Origin of the sequence: Veillonella sp. VA142 (assembly GCF_003992135.1) — a bacterium.
GTDB lineage: Bacteria > Bacillota > Negativicutes > Veillonellales > Veillonellaceae > F0422.
Genome location: NZ_RQVN01000017.1, coordinates 24,048 through 40,191 on the forward strand (window position 1 = coordinate 24,048; position 16,144 = coordinate 40,191).

Below are 16,144 nucleotides of genomic sequence, written 5' to 3' on the forward strand. Positions count from 1 at the left end.
AAGGAAGAACTATGGGATTAGAAGCTATTTTAAAACGTAAAAAAGAAATTCGTGCATTATTAGAAGATACAGAGCAACGTAATTTGGATCTTGATGCATTAGAAAAAGAATTAGGGGAATTGGAGCAAGAAGAAGCAGAAATTCGCCGTCGTATGGAAATTTTAGAAAAAGTACCACAAGCAACAAAAGAAGTGGAGAAACCACATGCACAAGAACAACGTGAAGCGGTAGATATCTATGATACGGTAGAGTACCGTCAAGCATTTATGAACTATGTTGTCAATGGCACTAAAATTCCACAAGAATATCGTGCTAACCAAAATACATTAACAACAGATATTGGTGCCGTGATTCCACCAACAACCATGAACAAAATCATTGAAAAGATGGAAAGCGTAGGCATGGTATTACCATTGGTAACGAATACATCTTTCAAATCTGGTTTAGCAATCCCTACATCTAATGTAGTACCTGTAGCAACCTGGGTGAATGAAGGTCAAGGTTCAGACCGCCAAAAACAAGCACCAGTAGGTAACGTAACATTTAGTCATTTTAAATTACAATGCCGTGTATCCGTATCTTTGGAAACATCCGTGATGGCATTATCTGCATTTGAATCCATGTTGACGGCTAACATTGCCAAAGCAATGGTGAAATCCATCGAAACTGCTATCATTAATGGTACTGGTGTGGGTCAACCTACAGGTATTTTGAAAGAAGCTACTGAAGGTGTAAAAATCGATGTAAAAGCTTTTGATTATGCTACATTGGTAAAAGCGGAAGCGGAATTACCTGTAGAATATGAGCAAGGTACAATTTGGGTCATGTCCAAGAAAACATTCATGGAAATTGCTGCTATGGTGGATACAACAGGTCAACCGATTGCACGCACTAACTTTGGTATCGGTGGCAAGGTCGAACGTACCATCTTGGGACGTACTGTATTATTAGTACCATACTTGAAAAACTTTGATGTAGCACAAGCTGGAGATATCGTGGCGTTCATGTTCCGTTTTGAAGACTATGTATTGAATACTAACTATCAAGTAGGTATCAAAACATATGAAGATAATGAAACGGACGATATCGTGCGTAAATCTACCATGATTTGCGATGGTAAACCAGTTCAGTATCATTCTTTGGTTAAGTTAGCTAAGAAAGGCTAGGTCTTTAGATGGTTATTCTTGAAGATTTAAAATTGTTCTTGCGAATTGATGAAGACATCACGGATGATGACCAATATCTAGAAGAATCAATTATAGCAGCGACAATTTACATTGAACAAATGACAGGAAAACCATATAAGAACGATCCATTGTACGATAGAGCCATCACATATATGGTGGCTCATTGGTACGAAAACCGAGATATAAACTCCACAAAAACTTTCGTACATGATTTGCCATATACATTAACACCTATCATTCAACATATTGCACTTTCACAAGCTTATTTGACGGCTAAGGAAATAGTGGATATGAAGAAACAAACAGATGAGGTGAATACTCATGCTTAATATGGATGGAATTGGACGATTAAATAAGCAAGTAGAAGTATTCCAATACAAAGACGAAAAAAAGGATGGCATTACTAAACAAGTGTTAGTAAGGGCCATCCCTAATCGTATATGGGCAAGAATTGAGCCATTGCGTGGACGTCAGTATATGGAAGTATACAAAGAAAAGCTAGAAGAAGTCCATAAAATCACAATACGATATCGTAAGGGGATTACGGCAGGGATGTTGATTAAGTATCAAGACACAACGTACAAAATCAATACAGTGGTTGACCCTTATATGGGGCATGTGAAACTGGAACTTATGTGTAGTATTCATACAGCAGGTAAGAAGAAATGAAGATAGAAGAGTTTATTTCTAAAATGGATTCTTTTATTAAAGAATATCCAGAAGAATCGAAGAAAGCCTTGCGAAAAGAAGCGAATGCTATGCGTAAGGATTTAGTAGATGCATCACCAGTAGGCCGTGGTAAAACGAAAAAGATATCTAAAAGCTGGAAATTAAGTATGAAAGGCTCAACAGATACTACGCAAGAAGCGACGATACGTAATACATCACCACACTATCACTTGGTAGAACGTGGACATGTCATGCGCCACCCATCGGGGAAGGTATTAGGGTATAAGCAAGGCACCTATTTCTTTAAAAATACTGTAGATAAAAGGCAAGATAGTTTTACAGAAAACATAGCTGACAATTTATTTAAGAAGTTGAAAGGAAAGTTATAGTGGCTAAACGAGTAATACAAGCAAAATTGTGGAAAAGTATAGCGATTATGATAGAGGATGAGTTTGATAATAAGGTGTATTCCGATGAAGTACGAGAAGAATTTGAAACGCCATGCTTTTTTATAAAATCTCTTATGCATTCACAACTACAGAATAAATTTTATATTAAACGAAACCAATCAATTATATGCACGTACTTTCCTGATGAAGAAGACAAAAATGAAGATCACTACATGGAAATGACTGATAGATTTTTATTGTTATTCCAACGAGGGATAAATGTAGAGGATAGGCATTTCGATGTCACAGATATTCATGGCGATAGAATTGGTGAAGATGAAGATATCATGCAATTCACAATGGAAATCACCTATATGGATACAACGGGTATTCTTGAAGAAAAAACAGAGAATGGAGAATCAATGGATACCGTTCAAATAAGATATGAAGTAGAATTTGAGGAGGGAAGAAAATGGCAAAATTAGGAATGCCTAGTGTAGTTGTCAAATTTGTGGAAGCGGGAATTGAAGCAATCCAACGGTCACAACGTGGTATTGTTGGTTTAATTCTTGAGGATACAAAAGTATCTATCACTAAATTAGGGCAGAAGACAGAGCAACATGAAGCCTTGAAGAATCCATTCACCGTATATACGGTGGATGATATTCCAGGTGAATTGAGTGAAAAAAACAAAGATTACATTTTGAAAGCATTAAAAGGATACAACAAGCCGCCATTGAAAATTGTTGTATATATGATGGAAACTGTACAAGGTGGTGGCGCAGATAAATTCCAAGACCCATTAAAAGCAATGCTTACGGAACGATTCGATTATTTGGCAATTCCAACTATCGAAACAGCTCAGTTAGAATACTTGGGAACATGGGTTAAAACAGCACGAGAAAACAAATTCAAAAAGATTAAAGTAGTATTACCTAATCACTCTGGAGACTATGAGGGGGTTGTAAACTTTGCTAACACAAAAGTAGTAACAGCTGACAGAGAATATAAGCCAGCAGAATATACAGCACGTATTGCAGGTCTCATTGCTGGAACAAATATGACTCAATCAGCAACCTATGCACCATTGAATGAAGTCATTGATTGCGATCGTTACACACAAGACGAAATGAACCAAATGGTAAATGAAGGCAAATTCTTCATTTGGTTTGATGGTGAAAAGTTCAAAATGAGCCGTGCTGTAAATTCTTTGGTAACAACAAGCCAAGGCAAGTTGGAAGGATTCCAAACGATGAAAATCGTAGATATCATGGACATGATGTATGATGACATCAAAAAGACAGCAGAGGATTCTTACATCGGTAAATACACAAATGATTATGAAAACAAGTGCTTATTGATTTCTGCAATTATGGGATACTTTAAGCAATTAGAAAATGAACGATTACTTCAAAAAGGATACAGCACATGCGAAATTGATACGGAAGCGGTTCGCACATATCAACTATCTCATGGATTGTATACTAAGGAAGAATTGGCCAAGATGTCTGATGATCAAGTGAAACGTTTAGATACTAAGAAAATTGTGTTCTTGAAGGCTAAAGTACGACCACTAGATGCCATGGAAGACATTCAATTGCCTATTTCTATTTAACAAGGGGGTAACATGAAGAACTTTGAAGCACAACAGGTGATGACAGGCTCCCACGGTCAAGTATGGATTGACGGAGACCTAGTTGCAGAAGTCACAGCGTTTAAAGCGGTAATAAAATTAAAAAAAGAAGAAGTAAAAAAAGCAAAGACAATGTCTACGCAATATAAATATGTAGGGTACGAAGGTTCGGGAAATATTACGATGAACAAAGTATCTTCGTTATTATTAAAAAAATGTGCGGAAAACATTAAAAAAGGAAAAGCCACAAAGTGCCATGTTGTAGCGCAATTGGATGATCCTGATGCAATCGGAGTAGAAACGATTAGTATCTACGACGTGACATTCGATTCAACTACATTAGCAAATTGGAAAGTTGGAAGTATCGTTGAAGAATCTGTAGATTTTACATTCACAGACTTTGACATTATTGATATGGCTACAGGAGAATAGGGAAATGAGTTTATTAGAAAAATTATTATCTGCTGATGCAGGCATTATCTTAAAGGAAACAAAAACAGAAGTAGAAGTGCCAAGATTAACAAAGTTATTGGGCGAACCATTTATTGTAGAATTAAAAGAATTACCATACCAACAAATTGAGGAAGCACGGAATTTTGCGACTAGCGGTAAGGGAAAACATCAAGTTATTGATAATGGGAAATTCACATCCATCGTATTATCTAAAACAATCGTAACACCAGATTTAGCAGACCGTGATTTACATCAAAAGTTTGGGGTTACAAACAAATTGGATTGCATCAAAAAATTATTTAAGCCTGGAGAAATCGAACTACTAGCAACAAAAGTATTTGAATTATCTGGATACAGCGATGAAGCGGTGCAGGATGTTGTTGAAGATGTAAAAAACGGATAACATCCGATAGTGACATGAATTTGGCATTTTATTTATTTGCCAATCACCACATGAAACCATCGGATGTATTTAAAATGGGGCATGGAGAAAAGACAATTCTTCATGCCTTTGTTGATGAAGAAATAAGATTACACAAGGAGGCACGGAAGAATAATGAGTAAAGTCATAGATTTAGTCATGCGCCTTCAAGATGGCGTTACATCCGTGCTTTCAGGTATTAATGCACGGATGCAGAATACGGCAGTAGCAGCGAATAGTGCAGGTAGGCGTGTGCAAAAAGTGGGCGAAGGTATTACAGGCATTGGGGATAAGCTAATGCCTGTAAGTGCGGCTATTGTTGGCGCTGGAGCTGCTGCAGTTCATGCATTTGTAGGCTTTGATAGCGCAGTTACATCTGCAGGAGCAAAAGCAGGTGCTACCGCAGAAGAAGTAGTGAAATTGCGTGAAGTTGCCAAAGGCTTAGGCGCTGACTTTCCAATTAGTGCCACAGAGGCAGCCGTTGCGATGGACGGATTAGCCGCTAGTGGCATGAATGCCAATCAAATTATGGGCACATTACCATCTATCGTAGAGGCATCTGTAGCTTCAGGAGAATCGCTAGAAACTACATCAAATGTTGTAGCAGGCGCCTTAAATACATGGGGACTTATGACTGGAAATGTAGCGGAAAACTCACAACGTATGGCTGATGTAATCCAAATGGCGGCGAACAAGTCGAAACTTGGAATGGCAGACTTTGGTATTGCTATTCAATATGCAGGTGCTCCAGCAGCTGCACTAGGAGTACAAGTAGAAGAACTCGCAACATCTATGGCCATTATGTCTAATAGTAACATTGAGGCAAGCACCAGTGGTCGTGCATTACGAATGATGTTAAGCCGTTTAGTGGACCCGCCAAAAGAAGCACGTGAAGCATTAGCCAAACTTGGGGTAAGTGCAGTGGATAGCAGTGGCAAGTTTATTGGATTAGGCAATGTGTATGATCAATTGCGATCTAAAATGCAAGGGTTAACAGAGGCAGAAAAGTTCAAATTAGCTGGTGATATTGCTGGTACAGAATCAACATCTGCATTATTGGCAGTGCTTAATACATCGACTGATGAGTATAATCAAATGCGTGAAGCGATGGATTCAGCAAGTGGTTCATCAAAACGGCAGTCGGATTTGATGAAACAAACGTTGCTAGGAACATTTAAGGACCTAGCAAGTAAAGTAGAAGCATTAGGAATTGCATTTGCAGAGGTATTACAGCCTAAAATTAAGAGCGTAGCCAATACATTGGGAGAATTAGCTACCTGGTTCAAAGGATTAAATCCAACAGTAAAAGATATGATAGTAAATATTGGATTAAGTGTTGTAGGGTTTACAGCGCTTACGAAAATATTAGGACCCGCAGTAAGTGGTGTAGGAAGTCTAATGCGTGTGTATGCAGATATTGGCAAGGTGTTAGCGGGTTCACCGATTCAAAACAAATTGTTAGAGGCATCCATTCACGGTATAACTAAGGCGTATAACCTATTAGGCTTAGTAGCTGGAAGGGTGATTCCATGGATTGCTAGAATGTTACCAATGGCATTCACAGGACCCGTAGGGTTGGCAGTGGGTGCCATTGCATTAATTGGTATAGCAATTTGGAAGAATTGGGACACAGTAAGACCAGTGTTAGAATCGTTCGGTCGAGGATTCATGGGATTAGCTAGATACATTGGAGATTTAGTCGCTAAAATATGGACACACCTACAACCATTCGTCACCAAACTTGCTGAAACGTTTGGAAAAGGCATAGACCGACTTATGGCATCGTTCCAACGTCTTGGGAAAGCGTTATCACCTGTATTAGATTTCATTATGTACACAGTAGGGGCTATTGCTGCTGTAATTATAGGTGGACCATTAGCCGTTGCCATTGGTCACTTAGTGATAGGCTTTACTATTGCAGTATCAGCGATTGAAGGTATACTTACAGGGTTAGTGGTTGCCATTACAGGCATTATAGACGGAATTTCACAAATATTGAGTGGAATCATAGACTTTATCACAGGAGTTTTTACTGGTAATTGGGCATTAGCATGGAGCGGAGTTGTAGGTGTATTTTCAGGAATTATTACAGGAATCACAGGTATTTTAGATGGAGTGATTGAAGGAATTAGAGCCTCTATCAATAGCTTAATTTCATCTATCAACGGCATTTCATTCACAACACCAAATTGGGTTCCTGGAATTGGTGGAAAATCATTTGGACCACTGAATATTCCGCTACTTTACAGTGGTACAGATAATTGGGGCGGCGGTCCTGCTATGGTACATGACCGTGGAGCCGAGATTATCAACTTACCTAGTGGCTCACAAGTGATTCCGCATGCACAATCATTACGCAGTGCGTATGATCAGGGGAAACGAAGTGGAAATGGTGGAGGTGGATTACAACTCACCATTCAAAACTTGAATGTACGAAACGATGGTAAAAGTGTAGAAGAATTGGCAAAAGAAATTATGGAGCATATCCATTATGAAATGTCGATTCGGTCTATTAATAAAATGGAAGGAGCCGTATAATGTCATTTTTTGATACAGTCCTATCATTTTTTGGTGGAAAAGAACTCCCACAAGGTTGTACGTTCACTCTATCATGTGCAGGTGAAAAGGTAGTCATGCCAGTGACACCCGAATCATTTAAAGCAGGCATTACATACAAGAATAGCACAATAGAAATCAATGCTATTGGTGAAATCAATATGATAGGTAATAGAGGCCTTGAGGTTATTTCATTTGATGGTTTTTTTCCTGCGCAAAAGTACGAATGGTCAGAAACAAATGATACGATGCCTTACAATTTAGTGAGGAAAATTAAACGATTTGCAACGATGAAAAAGCCGTGTAAGATAATTATTTCTAACACGGCTATTTCCATGCCATGCACAATAGAATCGTTTAATTATGATGAGCATGACGGCACAAGTGATGTGTACTATAGTATTTCATTGAAAGAATACCGATACGTACGACCTACATCCGAAGTAAAGAATGGCACAACAGGTTTGTACAGCCGAATAGCAGAAGCTTCAGAAGAAAAAGAGATGATTGCTTATGAAGGAAATCACTTACTTGATACAGCAAATAAAATGGTATCAAAAGTAATGCCAATTGCAGAACAAGGACAGAAGGCCATTAAAGCATATAAATCCATGGTAAAAAGTGGAGTAAACCCAATCAATGCTACCATAAAAGTTAGTAAAAGAAGTGTAATAATTAAAGAAAGGGTAATATCATTATGAATACCTTAATTGAGCACGTTACATATGATGGCCACAGGCATGATATGACACATTTGGTAGAGTCTTTCACCTGGTCGGGAAGTCAAGAGGAAGCGGCACGAAAAGTTGAATTGACCTATGCATATAATCCTAAAGATTTGAGTTTCTACAATCATCAAATCGAATTAGGAGATACGATTGCCATTACAATTGATGACCATAAAATATTTGAAGGCAGAATATTTTTTAGGAAACGAGACAGTAATGCATTTACTATGTCCATCACTGCATATGATCCTATGATTTATTTAGCCAAGTCGAAGGTATATTTAGTATTCAACCAGGTAAAAGCAATCGATGCATTTAGACGATTATCTGCAGAAGTAGGGATTCCATTTAAAGCTTTACCAAATATAGGGACAGTCGTTAATTTTGTAGCAGATGGAAAAAGCTGCACAGAAGTCATGAAAACGTTATATGAAAATATAAAGGCAGATACAAAAAAGGAATATATGGCAGTGCACTTACTAGACGGAATCCACCTAGTCGAAAAAGGAACGTTGATAGATGGTTTTATTGCTAGTGATTCATACAACGTCATAAACTCATCTCATTCAGAATCAATTGAAGATATAGTGAATCGTGTAAAAACTGTAAATGAATCTGGGAATGTAATATCTACAGACAGTGATGAGGAATCCATTGAAAGATATGGGATATTCCAAGATATTTACAAGAATCAGCCAAAACCAAAAGGAAGTACAGTTAGTAATATTTCTATGGCCAAGGCCAAACCCAAGGGGGTCAAGAACGATTCTAGCATATCAGCCATAGGAAATATTCAATGCATTTCTGGGTATTCTATTAAGGTAGAAGAAGAACAGTTGCAAGGAAAATTCTACATTAAAAGCGATACACATAGATTCCAAGGAAATGTACATACAATGGATTTGACCTTAGAATATATGGAAGAACAAGGAGGTGGAAATACAAATGGCGAGCAAAAACAATGATCCCTATTTAGGAGTAATTGACTTGATGCACAATATTGGAGGCACAGCAGGAAGGCAAGCTATGCCAGGAATAGGAACAATTGTATCACCACCACCTAACTTAGTTGTTGCTTATAATGGAATGGAATTGAATAAGTCGTTCTTATGGGTAGATGAGTATTGGTTGCAAGGTCATTATAGAGAGTCTAAAGGGCATATCATAAGCGAAACACAACCACGTGCAGGTGGAGTAGGTGCTGCTGAATACCAAAGCCACACGCATGATATTCATAATGATTATACGAAAACAAGGATTATGACTGATACATGGCATGAAGGTGATAAGGTTATGCTAATCCCAATTGTAGGAGATGATAACTCTACAGCAGAACAATACTTTGTATATGGTAAATGCAGGAGGTTAGATGGCAATGGCTAATCCATTTATTAAAGGTGGCACAATTGCTGCGGCAGACATTCAACGAAACTTACCGTTATGCACGGAATATGCTTGGGACTTCACTAGAGATAATTTCATCTACGGGAAAGATAAGCAACCAAAAATTGTGACTGGTAACAAAGCCATTCAAATATGGGTGTGGAAAGTACTCCGTGTAGAGCGCTATCGATTTAGGGCGTATTTTGATGACTATGGTATTGAGTTAGAACGATTCATAGGGAAAGTTACGAACGATTCAATTAGCCACTTTGACCTATTTGAATATGTTAAGGAAGCACTATTAGTGAATCCATATATTATCGAAGTAGAAGAAGTAGATTTCATACAAGAACATAAGCAAGTAGTATTGCATATTGGCCTACAAACCATATATGGACATACAACGATTGGAGTGGAGGTATAATGTTTGAAATACAAACTAGACAAGATGTATTAAAAAGATTACTTCAAGATTTTAAAACAATTGATACAAATGGCATGTCAACGCATGAGGGAACATTCGCATTTGATACATTAAGTGCCAATGCTGTAGAGTTTGAAAAGAGTTATGCAGAAATGCAATTAATACTGGATGCAGCATTTCCACAGACATCGTGGGGGCAGTATCTAACCATGCATGCAGAAGCGCATGGGGTTATTCGGAAGAAAGCCACAAAGTCAAAAGTATTACTTAAGCTAACAGGCATTGAAGGAACGATAGTACCTATTGGTGTAACAGTCGCCACAGTGGAAGGAAAATTATTTAAAACTATAGAATTGGTAACCATTGGGAATACAGGCGATGTAACGGTGAAAGCAGAATCTGAAGGCATTGGGAAAGATAGTAATGTAAACGCCAATGCAATTACAGAGATTATTACAGCAGTAGATGGATTAAAATCAGTAATTAATGAACAAGAAAGCTACGATGGATTCGATGAAGAAAGTGATAAGGATCTATTGCAACGCTTGTTATTTAAAGTACGACAACCAGCCACTAGTGGGAATGCGTACCATTACATGCAATGGGCACAATCTGTAAATGGTGTAGGGCAAGTAAAAGTATTGCCATTATGGAATGGTGCTGGGACGGTGAAAGTGCTATTAGTGGATGTGAATAACGAATCAGCAAATACATCATTATTAGACAGAGTGAAAGCAGTCATTGCAAAAGAAGCGCCAATTGGGGCAACGGTAACAGTGGCAACACCTACAATTATGAATGTAAATATTTCATTTCGAGTAACAAAAGGAACTGCTAATCATGAAGCGGTCAAGCGGATACTAAATGAAGAGTTTAAACGCCAAACATTTAGTATGAACTACATATCCTATGCGAATATTGGTAAAGCACTCTTAGCAAATATAGATACAGGAATTATTGATTATTCTGACTTACGAGTGAATGGTGGAACAACAAATATAAATATCACAGATGATCAACTCCCACGAGTGAATGAGGTGACAATCAATGGATGATTTTATTCGCTGGAAGACGGTAGACATACTTGAGTATCTACCGTTTTTTATTGCAAAAGATGAATTGTTCAAAACAACAAATGATGCGGACAGTCGGGAGCATGAACGTATTAGAGTACAGTTATTAGAAATATTAAGTCAACTTAATATACAGAATGCGACAGATGGAATTAAACTGTGGGATACATTCGTAGGGATAGATACATCTGCAGATGGAATTGACGTGAGACGAGCAAGAATCATAGAACGGTTGAATCACAATTCTACAAGCACAAAAGAATTTCTTGAATATATTGCAAATCAATATATTTCAGATGAGTCGGCAAAAATATCTTTATTCAATGAGCATTATGCGATGGACCTTGAATTTAATAAGGAAATGTGTTTTGATTTAGCGAAAATGAAAGAAGCGATTGACACATACAAGCCAGCACACATTGCTTATAGAACAATTGAAGTATCAAGCTTATCACATGATATTCAAATAGGGATATTCCCATGCATCTCGGAAAATACATACATTGGATTTGATTCATCTCTTAGAAATGAATTGATCTCGTTAGAAGTTAAAACGGTAAATGCAATAGCAATCACAGAAAATACAATTATTATTTAAGGAGGTAATCATGGCACAGTTTCCAGGGTTGCGACTCACTCAGCAGGGCAACCAAATGATTATACGCTCTACAAGTGGTAGAGAAAGTGATCAATTAATTGTCACCAAAGCTATATTAGGCGATGGGAATTTGACAGCATCCATTGAAGGAATGACAAATATTGTTAGCCCAAAATTGAATGTAAGTCTTACAAACATGTCAAATGGAGAAAATGGAACAAGAGTATTTAAATTTGAATTTGACAACAAAACAGTGAATACTGGTTTTTATTGGCGGGAAGTTGGTGTGTATGCAAAAAATGGACAAAACGGGCAAGAAAAGCTAATTGCATATTCCAATGCTAGCGGATTAACGTCATATATTCCAGATAAAAATAGCCCAATACCTATACAATCATTGCAAATTGCACTAGCAGTAGGTGATTCTACAAATGTAGCGGCTAAGATTGACTTAGGAGTATCTGTTTCACGGGCAGATGTTGAGACATTAATTAATACGCATAAAGCAGATATGACGGCGCATGGATTAGACAAATACGCAGGTGGTGCCATAATTCCAAATAACATTAGTAACTGGAACGATTTAACCAAACCAGGCATCTACGAATGTAATGCAAATGTTATGGGGTGGGCGAACGCACCTTCGTCGGATAAAATCTATAGCTATGGACAAATCCACGTGACTAAAACTGATGGTAATGTAATCACACAGACATTTTACTCATATGGCCAAGGTAAGGCAATTAAGCAAGCCAGCCGTACGTTCTACAACACATGGGGATCTTGGCAATATTTTGGCGATTGGGATAATGTAATTACAGCAATTGCAAAGCACGATGAAGGCATCAACGTGACCAAAGGCGATGTAACAGAACTCATTACGTTAATCACTAACAACAAGGTTGACACAAACACAGCATTAGCCCCTACACTAGCAGTTGTTAAGGCGCTTATTGGTGATGTAAATGTGGATGTAACAAACCTCTTGAAGTCGAAGGGAGTCAGATATGATTTCTCCAACGAAAACGCCTGGTATATATGCTTTGGTGAGGCATTCGGCGGTTTAATTATCCAAGGGGGAAAATTCATTCCTGAAACTGCAATTATCTCGTATTCCATCCGTTTCAACAAAGTATTAGCCGTGATTCCTATGATGCTAGATGAGCCAACGGCATGGCACGAAATGATGGTGCGGCCAAAGTCTATCACAACAAGCAATTTTAAGATTATAAGCGGAAGTGATAACACTAATTACCCTAAATCTCGCAATAATGGTTGCTGGATTGCGATAGGAATTTAACTTCCGTAAGCTAGCCATGTAGTTAGATAATTTCTATTGTCGTGGGAATACATGGTGAAATTTGTTAATGTGGTATTTTTATAACTTGGAGCATTAACGCCCCAACCTTTTGTTAATTGTATACCTAAAATTTTATGAGAGAATGCAATAGGAAATGTTACTACATCATCGTTTCTTTCTTGGCGTTTTCCCCCTTGGGCAGTTAAATTCCTATTGATAGAACAGCTAATTTAAATCCCCGATAACTCCAATCCCAATCGGTGTAGCAATGAAAAGCAAGTTGTGATAGGGTGGATTTGCTTGGGGAATGGTTGAGATTAATATATGTATATCCACTATCTAAATTAGTTTCAACCGATCCAATTGCTACCAAGCATTTTGATTTGTATGCAATAGGCAGTGTAAATTTATATTCTTTACCCGCTTGATTATCAGCGAATGTAGATGATTGCATTCCCCCTTGGTCATTTAAGTAGGCGAATTGCCTTACGCAATTGACCCAGGGACTTATGTGTATAAACTCCATCGGTAACGTTACCACTAGCATGGCCAAGTAGTAATCGCTTGGCATTGTAATTGGCGCTCTCGTTATCGAGGCGTGTGGCAAAGGTGTGGCGACAGTCATGGGTTGTGTGTTTGGCATTAATGGCTTTCATTGCCTTATCGAACTCACGACTTAGTGATGAATAGGTGCGACATTCTTGGGTGACATATACAGTATGTAACCTACGTTCAATGATAGGCCATATGCGATCGTGGATAGGGATTGTTCTGATACCTGATTTCGTCTTGGACGAGATGATTTTAATCGTGTGCTGTTTACGGTTAACATCACGAGATTTGAGGCTGATTAATTCTGATGCACGCATTCCCGTGTAAAGTAGAATGAGAGGAATATCATGAAGTGGTGATTCTAGTCGCCATAAGCGGTTGATGGCTTGAGTAGTGAAAGGCTTATGAGGTCGTACGGGCTTATTGTGGCCAAGGTTTAGGAACTTGGCATAGTTAGTGGTACACCAACCATTGATTATTGCATAGTCGAATAGTTGGCTAATCAAGGTGCGGACCTTCTTGCACGAGCTGTAGGAAAGTTCAGTACTAAGCATGTGGTCAATGATGGATTGTAGTTGTAAGTAGGTGATATCACTCATTGCTACATTGTGGATGTTAGCAAGGTGTGCGAATGCTGAACCGTAGTTGTTAAGGGTGTTATTGCTAACACTCTTAGCATGAGACGGTAGCCACATCTCATAGATTTGTTGAAGTGTTAGGGATTGGCGAGATTGGTGGAGCGCGTCCACTGCTTCATCGTAAGTGGCAAAATAGCCAACTACGGAATAAACAACATAAGGCCGTTTCGTAGCATGCTTTAATTTTTGTATGAGTTTCATTGTATGCCTCTTTCAATATAAAAAGCCCTCGTCCATTGACGAGAGCCTAAAATATGGTATACTATAGTTGTAACAACAAGAAGAACCCGATGTTTGCAGGCGTTAGGTTCATCTTAAAATCGATTCACAATGTGATGACCCTAACGTGTAAGCGCTAGGGTCGTTGTATTATCAGAAACTATTTAAGCAACTGTAATACGGCAACTACTAAAGTAAGAATGGAAATGATTAGTTGAATCTTTTCATAATTACGCATAGTATCACCACCTTTCGGTGATGAACCTAACTCACATCGAGTTCTTATGACAATTATAACATACTAGGCACCTCAAGGGTGCTTTTTTTATGCAATTTTTTATCTCTTAGAAAGGAGAAAAAGAATGGAAAATCAATATGTATTTATCTTAAACGAAAAAGGTGAGCGAATCACATCCCTATTGATTGGTGTGCATGGAGAGACCGAAGAAGCATGCCTTGAGCTTGCAAAGCGTGACTATCCAAATCACAACTATGTAACAGGTGGAGACGATATGCAAAGTCAATTCGTTGACTACAAATGTTATGTCAATGGCCAATTTGTCGACTACGTGCCAGAGGTGGTAGAGCCATCTAAGAATGAGAAAATTGAAGCTTTAAAGAAAGAAGCAGAAAATGAGCGGGACAAGCTAAAAGAAATCTTCTTGACTAAGCAAATGAAAGGCTTGCCAACGGATGACATCAAGGCTAAATTCAAACAAATTGATATTGATTTAATTAAGAAAATCAAAGAACTGTAATAGGAGGGACTCGTTATGAAAGAACAATATTGTGAATGGTGCGGTTCAGTATTATTAGAGAATGGTCGTTGCCCTATTGAGGATTGCGTGCAGAATGTCATTTTAGATGCGATGGAAAGCGAACCAAAGCAAGAATCCGAGGAAAAGAGAGATGAGTCAAATCAAACAGTATAATTTCGTTAAGGAGCAGGGCGTGCCTTGCTCCTTTATCCTTGAATATAACAAGGAAGTACAGGCAGATGCTCTATTCGCCGTAGTGCGTGCGAATGCTAGTGATGAGGAATACATTGCTAAGTTTGACATCGTTAAAATTGAAAACGTATCGGATGATGCATTATCTACATTCAAATTGACATTGGATGGTGATATTCCTCAAGGTCGGTATGTGTATGATGTGTTTGTGTATGATAGCAATAACCGACCTAAAACGAAAATTTTAAAAGGTCATGTACTAGTCAAAGGCAGTGTATCAGATAGGGGGCGATTGAATGCTGATTCGAGTGTATGACGACAATTTGTTGGACGTTGTGCGAATCCGTGATGAGCCTGCTAGCAATGGTAGCGATGGCGATAGAAAATCCACAAAAACGGAAAAGGACAACTATCAAAATCCTACAGAGGATAGAGATTTACTATTAATCTACTTATTAGAAAGAGGTAATTAATATGAAATTAGTTGAAAGAATAACCCTAGTGGTGAAAGAGATTGGAAAAGATATTAAAGGCTTGAAAGGTCGAGTATTGGCATTAGAAACAAATAGTGCAGGTAGTACAGTTGATGAAACCGTAGTTACAAATAAGGTAACAGAGCAAATCAACGTGTTGAAAGGTGAGCTACCTACGTTAGTAACATCTACGATTAATGCAGAGATTGCCAAAGTAGTGGGCGGTGCTCCTGCTACGTTTGATACATTGAAAGAGATTGCGGACTACATCGAAACAGATAAAAGTGGGGCTAGTGCTATGGCTGAAAGTATCAATAATCGATTACGTTTTGATGAACAACAGACGTTGACAGAAAACCAACAAGCCAACGCATTAGGTGCATTAGGTTTGACGGATACGGACTTTGTATCAGTGTACAACACAGCAGTAAACGGTTAAGAGGTGGCATATGGGAATTATTGAAGAGATTAAACAGCTGGCAACAACAATCGGCACAG

At 38.2% G+C, this 16,144-nt stretch carries 24 protein-coding genes; 22 read left to right on the forward strand and 2 right to left on the reverse strand.

Annotated elements, in window-relative coordinates; genetic code table 11:
- Window positions 1–11: 11 nt before the first annotated feature.
- From EO117_RS07095 to EO117_RS07170, 17 genes are read left to right on the forward strand one after another with little or no spacing between them, the layout of a single operon-like run.
- Entirely contained in the window at window positions 12–1,166 is a 1,155-nt protein-coding gene (locus EO117_RS07095) for a phage major capsid protein (protein WP_126939783.1), read from the forward strand.
- A gap of 8 nt (window positions 1,167–1,174) precedes the next feature.
- Entirely contained in the window at window positions 1,175–1,516 is a 342-nt protein-coding gene (locus EO117_RS07100; RefSeq protein WP_126939784.1) for a head-tail connector protein, read from the forward strand.
- Window positions 1,509–1,856, forward strand: a complete 348-nt coding sequence (locus EO117_RS07105) for a phage head closure protein (protein WP_126939785.1) — start codon at window positions 1,509–1,511, stop codon at window positions 1,854–1,856. Before EO117_RS07100 ends, EO117_RS07105 begins: the two co-directional genes overlap by 8 nt.
- On the forward strand, window positions 1,853–2,245 hold the full coding sequence (locus tag EO117_RS07110; protein ID WP_126939786.1) for an HK97 gp10 family phage protein: 393 nt from the start codon (window positions 1,853–1,855) through the stop codon (window positions 2,243–2,245). The genes EO117_RS07105 and EO117_RS07110 overlap by 4 nt, the downstream gene beginning before the upstream one ends.
- Complete coding sequence (locus tag EO117_RS07115) at window positions 2,245–2,730, forward strand: DUF6838 family protein (protein ID WP_126939787.1); 486 nt, start codon at window positions 2,245–2,247, stop codon at window positions 2,728–2,730. The genes EO117_RS07110 and EO117_RS07115 overlap by 1 nt, the downstream gene beginning before the upstream one ends.
- On the forward strand, window positions 2,718–3,860 hold the full coding sequence (locus tag EO117_RS07120; protein ID WP_126939788.1) for a phage tail sheath subtilisin-like domain-containing protein: 1,143 nt from the start codon (window positions 2,718–2,720) through the stop codon (window positions 3,858–3,860). The genes EO117_RS07115 and EO117_RS07120 overlap by 13 nt, the downstream gene beginning before the upstream one ends.
- 12 nt (window positions 3,861–3,872) lie before the next feature.
- The gene (locus EO117_RS07125; RefSeq protein WP_126939789.1) at window positions 3,873–4,310 is read left to right on the forward strand and encodes a phage tail tube protein; all 438 of its coding nucleotides are present in this window, start codon (window positions 3,873–3,875) and stop codon (window positions 4,308–4,310) included.
- A 4-nt stretch (window positions 4,311–4,314) separates the two neighbouring features.
- Complete coding sequence (locus EO117_RS07130) at window positions 4,315–4,734, forward strand: hypothetical protein (protein ID WP_126939790.1); 420 nt, start codon at window positions 4,315–4,317, stop codon at window positions 4,732–4,734.
- Window positions 4,735–4,748: 14 nt separating this feature from the next.
- The gene (locus EO117_RS09270; protein WP_164727534.1) at window positions 4,749–4,895 is read left to right on the forward strand and encodes a hypothetical protein; all 147 of its coding nucleotides are present in this window, start codon (window positions 4,749–4,751) and stop codon (window positions 4,893–4,895) included.
- Window positions 4,888–7,290: a phage tail tape measure protein gene (locus EO117_RS07135; RefSeq protein ID WP_126939791.1), complete on the forward strand. Its 2,403-nt coding sequence runs from the start codon at window positions 4,888–4,890 to the stop codon at window positions 7,288–7,290. The genes EO117_RS09270 and EO117_RS07135 overlap by 8 nt, the downstream gene beginning before the upstream one ends.
- Window positions 7,290–8,009 (forward strand): phage baseplate protein, encoded by a 720-nt coding sequence (locus EO117_RS07140; RefSeq protein ID WP_126939792.1) that lies wholly within the window; start codon window positions 7,290–7,292, stop codon window positions 8,007–8,009. Before EO117_RS07135 ends, EO117_RS07140 begins: the two co-directional genes overlap by 1 nt.
- Entirely contained in the window at window positions 8,006–9,001 is a 996-nt protein-coding gene (locus EO117_RS07145; protein WP_126939793.1) for a hypothetical protein, read from the forward strand. The genes EO117_RS07140 and EO117_RS07145 overlap by 4 nt, the downstream gene beginning before the upstream one ends.
- Complete coding sequence (locus tag EO117_RS07150; protein WP_126939794.1) at window positions 8,982–9,419, forward strand: DUF2577 family protein; 438 nt, start codon at window positions 8,982–8,984, stop codon at window positions 9,417–9,419. The genes EO117_RS07145 and EO117_RS07150 overlap by 20 nt, the downstream gene beginning before the upstream one ends.
- Window positions 9,406–9,843 carry a DUF2634 domain-containing protein gene (locus tag EO117_RS07155; RefSeq protein ID WP_126939795.1) on the forward strand — a complete coding sequence of 146 codons (438 nt, stop codon included), beginning with the start codon at window positions 9,406–9,408 and terminating at the stop codon, window positions 9,841–9,843. The genes EO117_RS07150 and EO117_RS07155 overlap by 14 nt, the downstream gene beginning before the upstream one ends.
- The gene (locus EO117_RS07160; protein WP_126939796.1) at window positions 9,843–10,898 is read left to right on the forward strand and encodes a baseplate J/gp47 family protein; all 1,056 of its coding nucleotides are present in this window, start codon (window positions 9,843–9,845) and stop codon (window positions 10,896–10,898) included. Before EO117_RS07155 ends, EO117_RS07160 begins: the two co-directional genes overlap by 1 nt.
- Window positions 10,891–11,514, forward strand: a complete 624-nt coding sequence (locus EO117_RS07165; protein WP_126939797.1) for a putative phage tail protein — start codon at window positions 10,891–10,893, stop codon at window positions 11,512–11,514. The genes EO117_RS07160 and EO117_RS07165 overlap by 8 nt, the downstream gene beginning before the upstream one ends.
- Before the next feature lie 10 nt (window positions 11,515–11,524).
- Complete coding sequence (locus EO117_RS07170; protein WP_126939798.1) at window positions 11,525–12,814, forward strand: pyocin knob domain-containing protein; 1,290 nt, start codon at window positions 11,525–11,527, stop codon at window positions 12,812–12,814.
- Window positions 12,815–13,016: 202 nt separating this feature from the next.
- Here the strand turns inward: EO117_RS07170 and EO117_RS07175 are convergent, their stop codons facing one another.
- Entirely contained in the window at window positions 13,017–13,268 is a 252-nt protein-coding gene (locus EO117_RS07175) for a hypothetical protein (RefSeq protein ID WP_126939799.1), read from the reverse strand.
- A gap of 10 nt (window positions 13,269–13,278) precedes the next feature.
- Window positions 13,279–14,205: a site-specific integrase gene (locus EO117_RS07180; RefSeq protein WP_126939800.1), complete on the reverse strand. Its 927-nt coding sequence runs from the start codon at window positions 14,203–14,205 to the stop codon at window positions 13,279–13,281.
- 380 nt (window positions 14,206–14,585) lie between these two features.
- On the opposite strand from EO117_RS07180, the gene EO117_RS07185 reads away from it, so the two are divergent.
- From EO117_RS07185 to EO117_RS07195, 5 genes are read left to right on the forward strand one after another with little or no spacing between them, the layout of a single operon-like run.
- The gene (locus tag EO117_RS07185) at window positions 14,586–14,981 is read left to right on the forward strand and encodes a hypothetical protein (protein ID WP_126939801.1); all 396 of its coding nucleotides are present in this window, start codon (window positions 14,586–14,588) and stop codon (window positions 14,979–14,981) included.
- 15 nt (window positions 14,982–14,996) lie between these two features.
- Window positions 14,997–15,155, forward strand: a complete 159-nt coding sequence (locus EO117_RS09275; RefSeq protein WP_164727535.1) for a hypothetical protein — start codon at window positions 14,997–14,999, stop codon at window positions 15,153–15,155.
- Entirely contained in the window at window positions 15,133–15,489 is a 357-nt protein-coding gene (locus EO117_RS07190) for a hypothetical protein (protein WP_126939802.1), read from the forward strand. Before EO117_RS09275 ends, EO117_RS07190 begins: the two co-directional genes overlap by 23 nt.
- Window positions 15,470–15,646 carry a hypothetical protein gene (locus EO117_RS09280; RefSeq protein WP_164727536.1) on the forward strand — a complete coding sequence of 59 codons (177 nt, stop codon included), beginning with the start codon at window positions 15,470–15,472 and terminating at the stop codon, window positions 15,644–15,646. The genes EO117_RS07190 and EO117_RS09280 overlap by 20 nt, the downstream gene beginning before the upstream one ends.
- Before the next feature lies 1 nt (window position 15,647).
- Window positions 15,648–16,085: a hypothetical protein gene (locus tag EO117_RS07195; RefSeq protein ID WP_126939803.1), complete on the forward strand. Its 438-nt coding sequence runs from the start codon at window positions 15,648–15,650 to the stop codon at window positions 16,083–16,085.
- Window positions 16,086–16,144 lie beyond the last annotated feature (59 nt).

Bases quoted from the DNA above. Each gene is read 5' to 3' on its own strand.
- EO117_RS07120 (WP_126939788.1), top strand. From the start codon at position 2,718: ATGGCAAAATTAGGAATGCCTAGTGTAGTTGTCAAATTTGTGGAAGCG.
- EO117_RS07165 (WP_126939797.1), top strand. From the start codon at position 10,891: ATGGATGATTTTATTCGCTGGAAGACGGTAGACATACTTGAGTATCTA.
- EO117_RS07110 (WP_126939786.1), top strand. From the start codon at position 1,853: ATGAAGATAGAAGAGTTTATTTCTAAAATGGATTCTTTTATTAAAGAA.
- EO117_RS09280 (WP_164727536.1), top strand. From the start codon at position 15,470: ATGCTGATTCGAGTGTATGACGACAATTTGTTGGACGTTGTGCGAATC.
- EO117_RS07155 (WP_126939795.1), top strand. From the start codon at position 9,406: ATGGCAATGGCTAATCCATTTATTAAAGGTGGCACAATTGCTGCGGCA.
- EO117_RS07135 (WP_126939791.1), top strand. From the start codon at position 4,888: ATGAGTAAAGTCATAGATTTAGTCATGCGCCTTCAAGATGGCGTTACA.
- EO117_RS07095 (WP_126939783.1), top strand. From the start codon at position 12: ATGGGATTAGAAGCTATTTTAAAACGTAAAAAAGAAATTCGTGCATTA.
- EO117_RS07100 (WP_126939784.1), top strand. From the start codon at position 1,175: ATGGTTATTCTTGAAGATTTAAAATTGTTCTTGCGAATTGATGAAGAC.
- EO117_RS07170 (WP_126939798.1), top strand. From the start codon at position 11,525: ATGGCACAGTTTCCAGGGTTGCGACTCACTCAGCAGGGCAACCAAATG.
- EO117_RS07145 (WP_126939793.1), top strand. From the start codon at position 8,006: ATGAATACCTTAATTGAGCACGTTACATATGATGGCCACAGGCATGAT.
- EO117_RS07185 (WP_126939801.1), top strand. From the start codon at position 14,586: ATGGAAAATCAATATGTATTTATCTTAAACGAAAAAGGTGAGCGAATC.
- EO117_RS07150 (WP_126939794.1), top strand. From the start codon at position 8,982: ATGGCGAGCAAAAACAATGATCCCTATTTAGGAGTAATTGACTTGATG.
- EO117_RS09270 (WP_164727534.1), top strand. From the start codon at position 4,749: ATGAATTTGGCATTTTATTTATTTGCCAATCACCACATGAAACCATCG.
- EO117_RS07140 (WP_126939792.1), top strand. From the start codon at position 7,290: ATGTCATTTTTTGATACAGTCCTATCATTTTTTGGTGGAAAAGAACTC.
- EO117_RS07105 (WP_126939785.1), top strand. From the start codon at position 1,509: ATGCTTAATATGGATGGAATTGGACGATTAAATAAGCAAGTAGAAGTA.
- EO117_RS09275 (WP_164727535.1), top strand. From the start codon at position 14,997: ATGAAAGAACAATATTGTGAATGGTGCGGTTCAGTATTATTAGAGAAT.
- EO117_RS07125 (WP_126939789.1), top strand. From the start codon at position 3,873: ATGAAGAACTTTGAAGCACAACAGGTGATGACAGGCTCCCACGGTCAA.
- EO117_RS07160 (WP_126939796.1), top strand. From the start codon at position 9,843: ATGTTTGAAATACAAACTAGACAAGATGTATTAAAAAGATTACTTCAA.
- EO117_RS07175 (WP_126939799.1), bottom strand. From the start codon at position 13,268: ATGCAATCATCTACATTCGCTGATAATCAAGCGGGTAAAGAATATAAA.
- EO117_RS07130 (WP_126939790.1), top strand. From the start codon at position 4,315: ATGAGTTTATTAGAAAAATTATTATCTGCTGATGCAGGCATTATCTTA.
- EO117_RS07190 (WP_126939802.1), top strand. From the start codon at position 15,133: ATGAGTCAAATCAAACAGTATAATTTCGTTAAGGAGCAGGGCGTGCCT.
- EO117_RS07180 (WP_126939800.1), bottom strand. From the start codon at position 14,205: ATGAAACTCATACAAAAATTAAAGCATGCTACGAAACGGCCTTATGTT.
- EO117_RS07195 (WP_126939803.1), top strand. From the start codon at position 15,648: ATGAAATTAGTTGAAAGAATAACCCTAGTGGTGAAAGAGATTGGAAAA.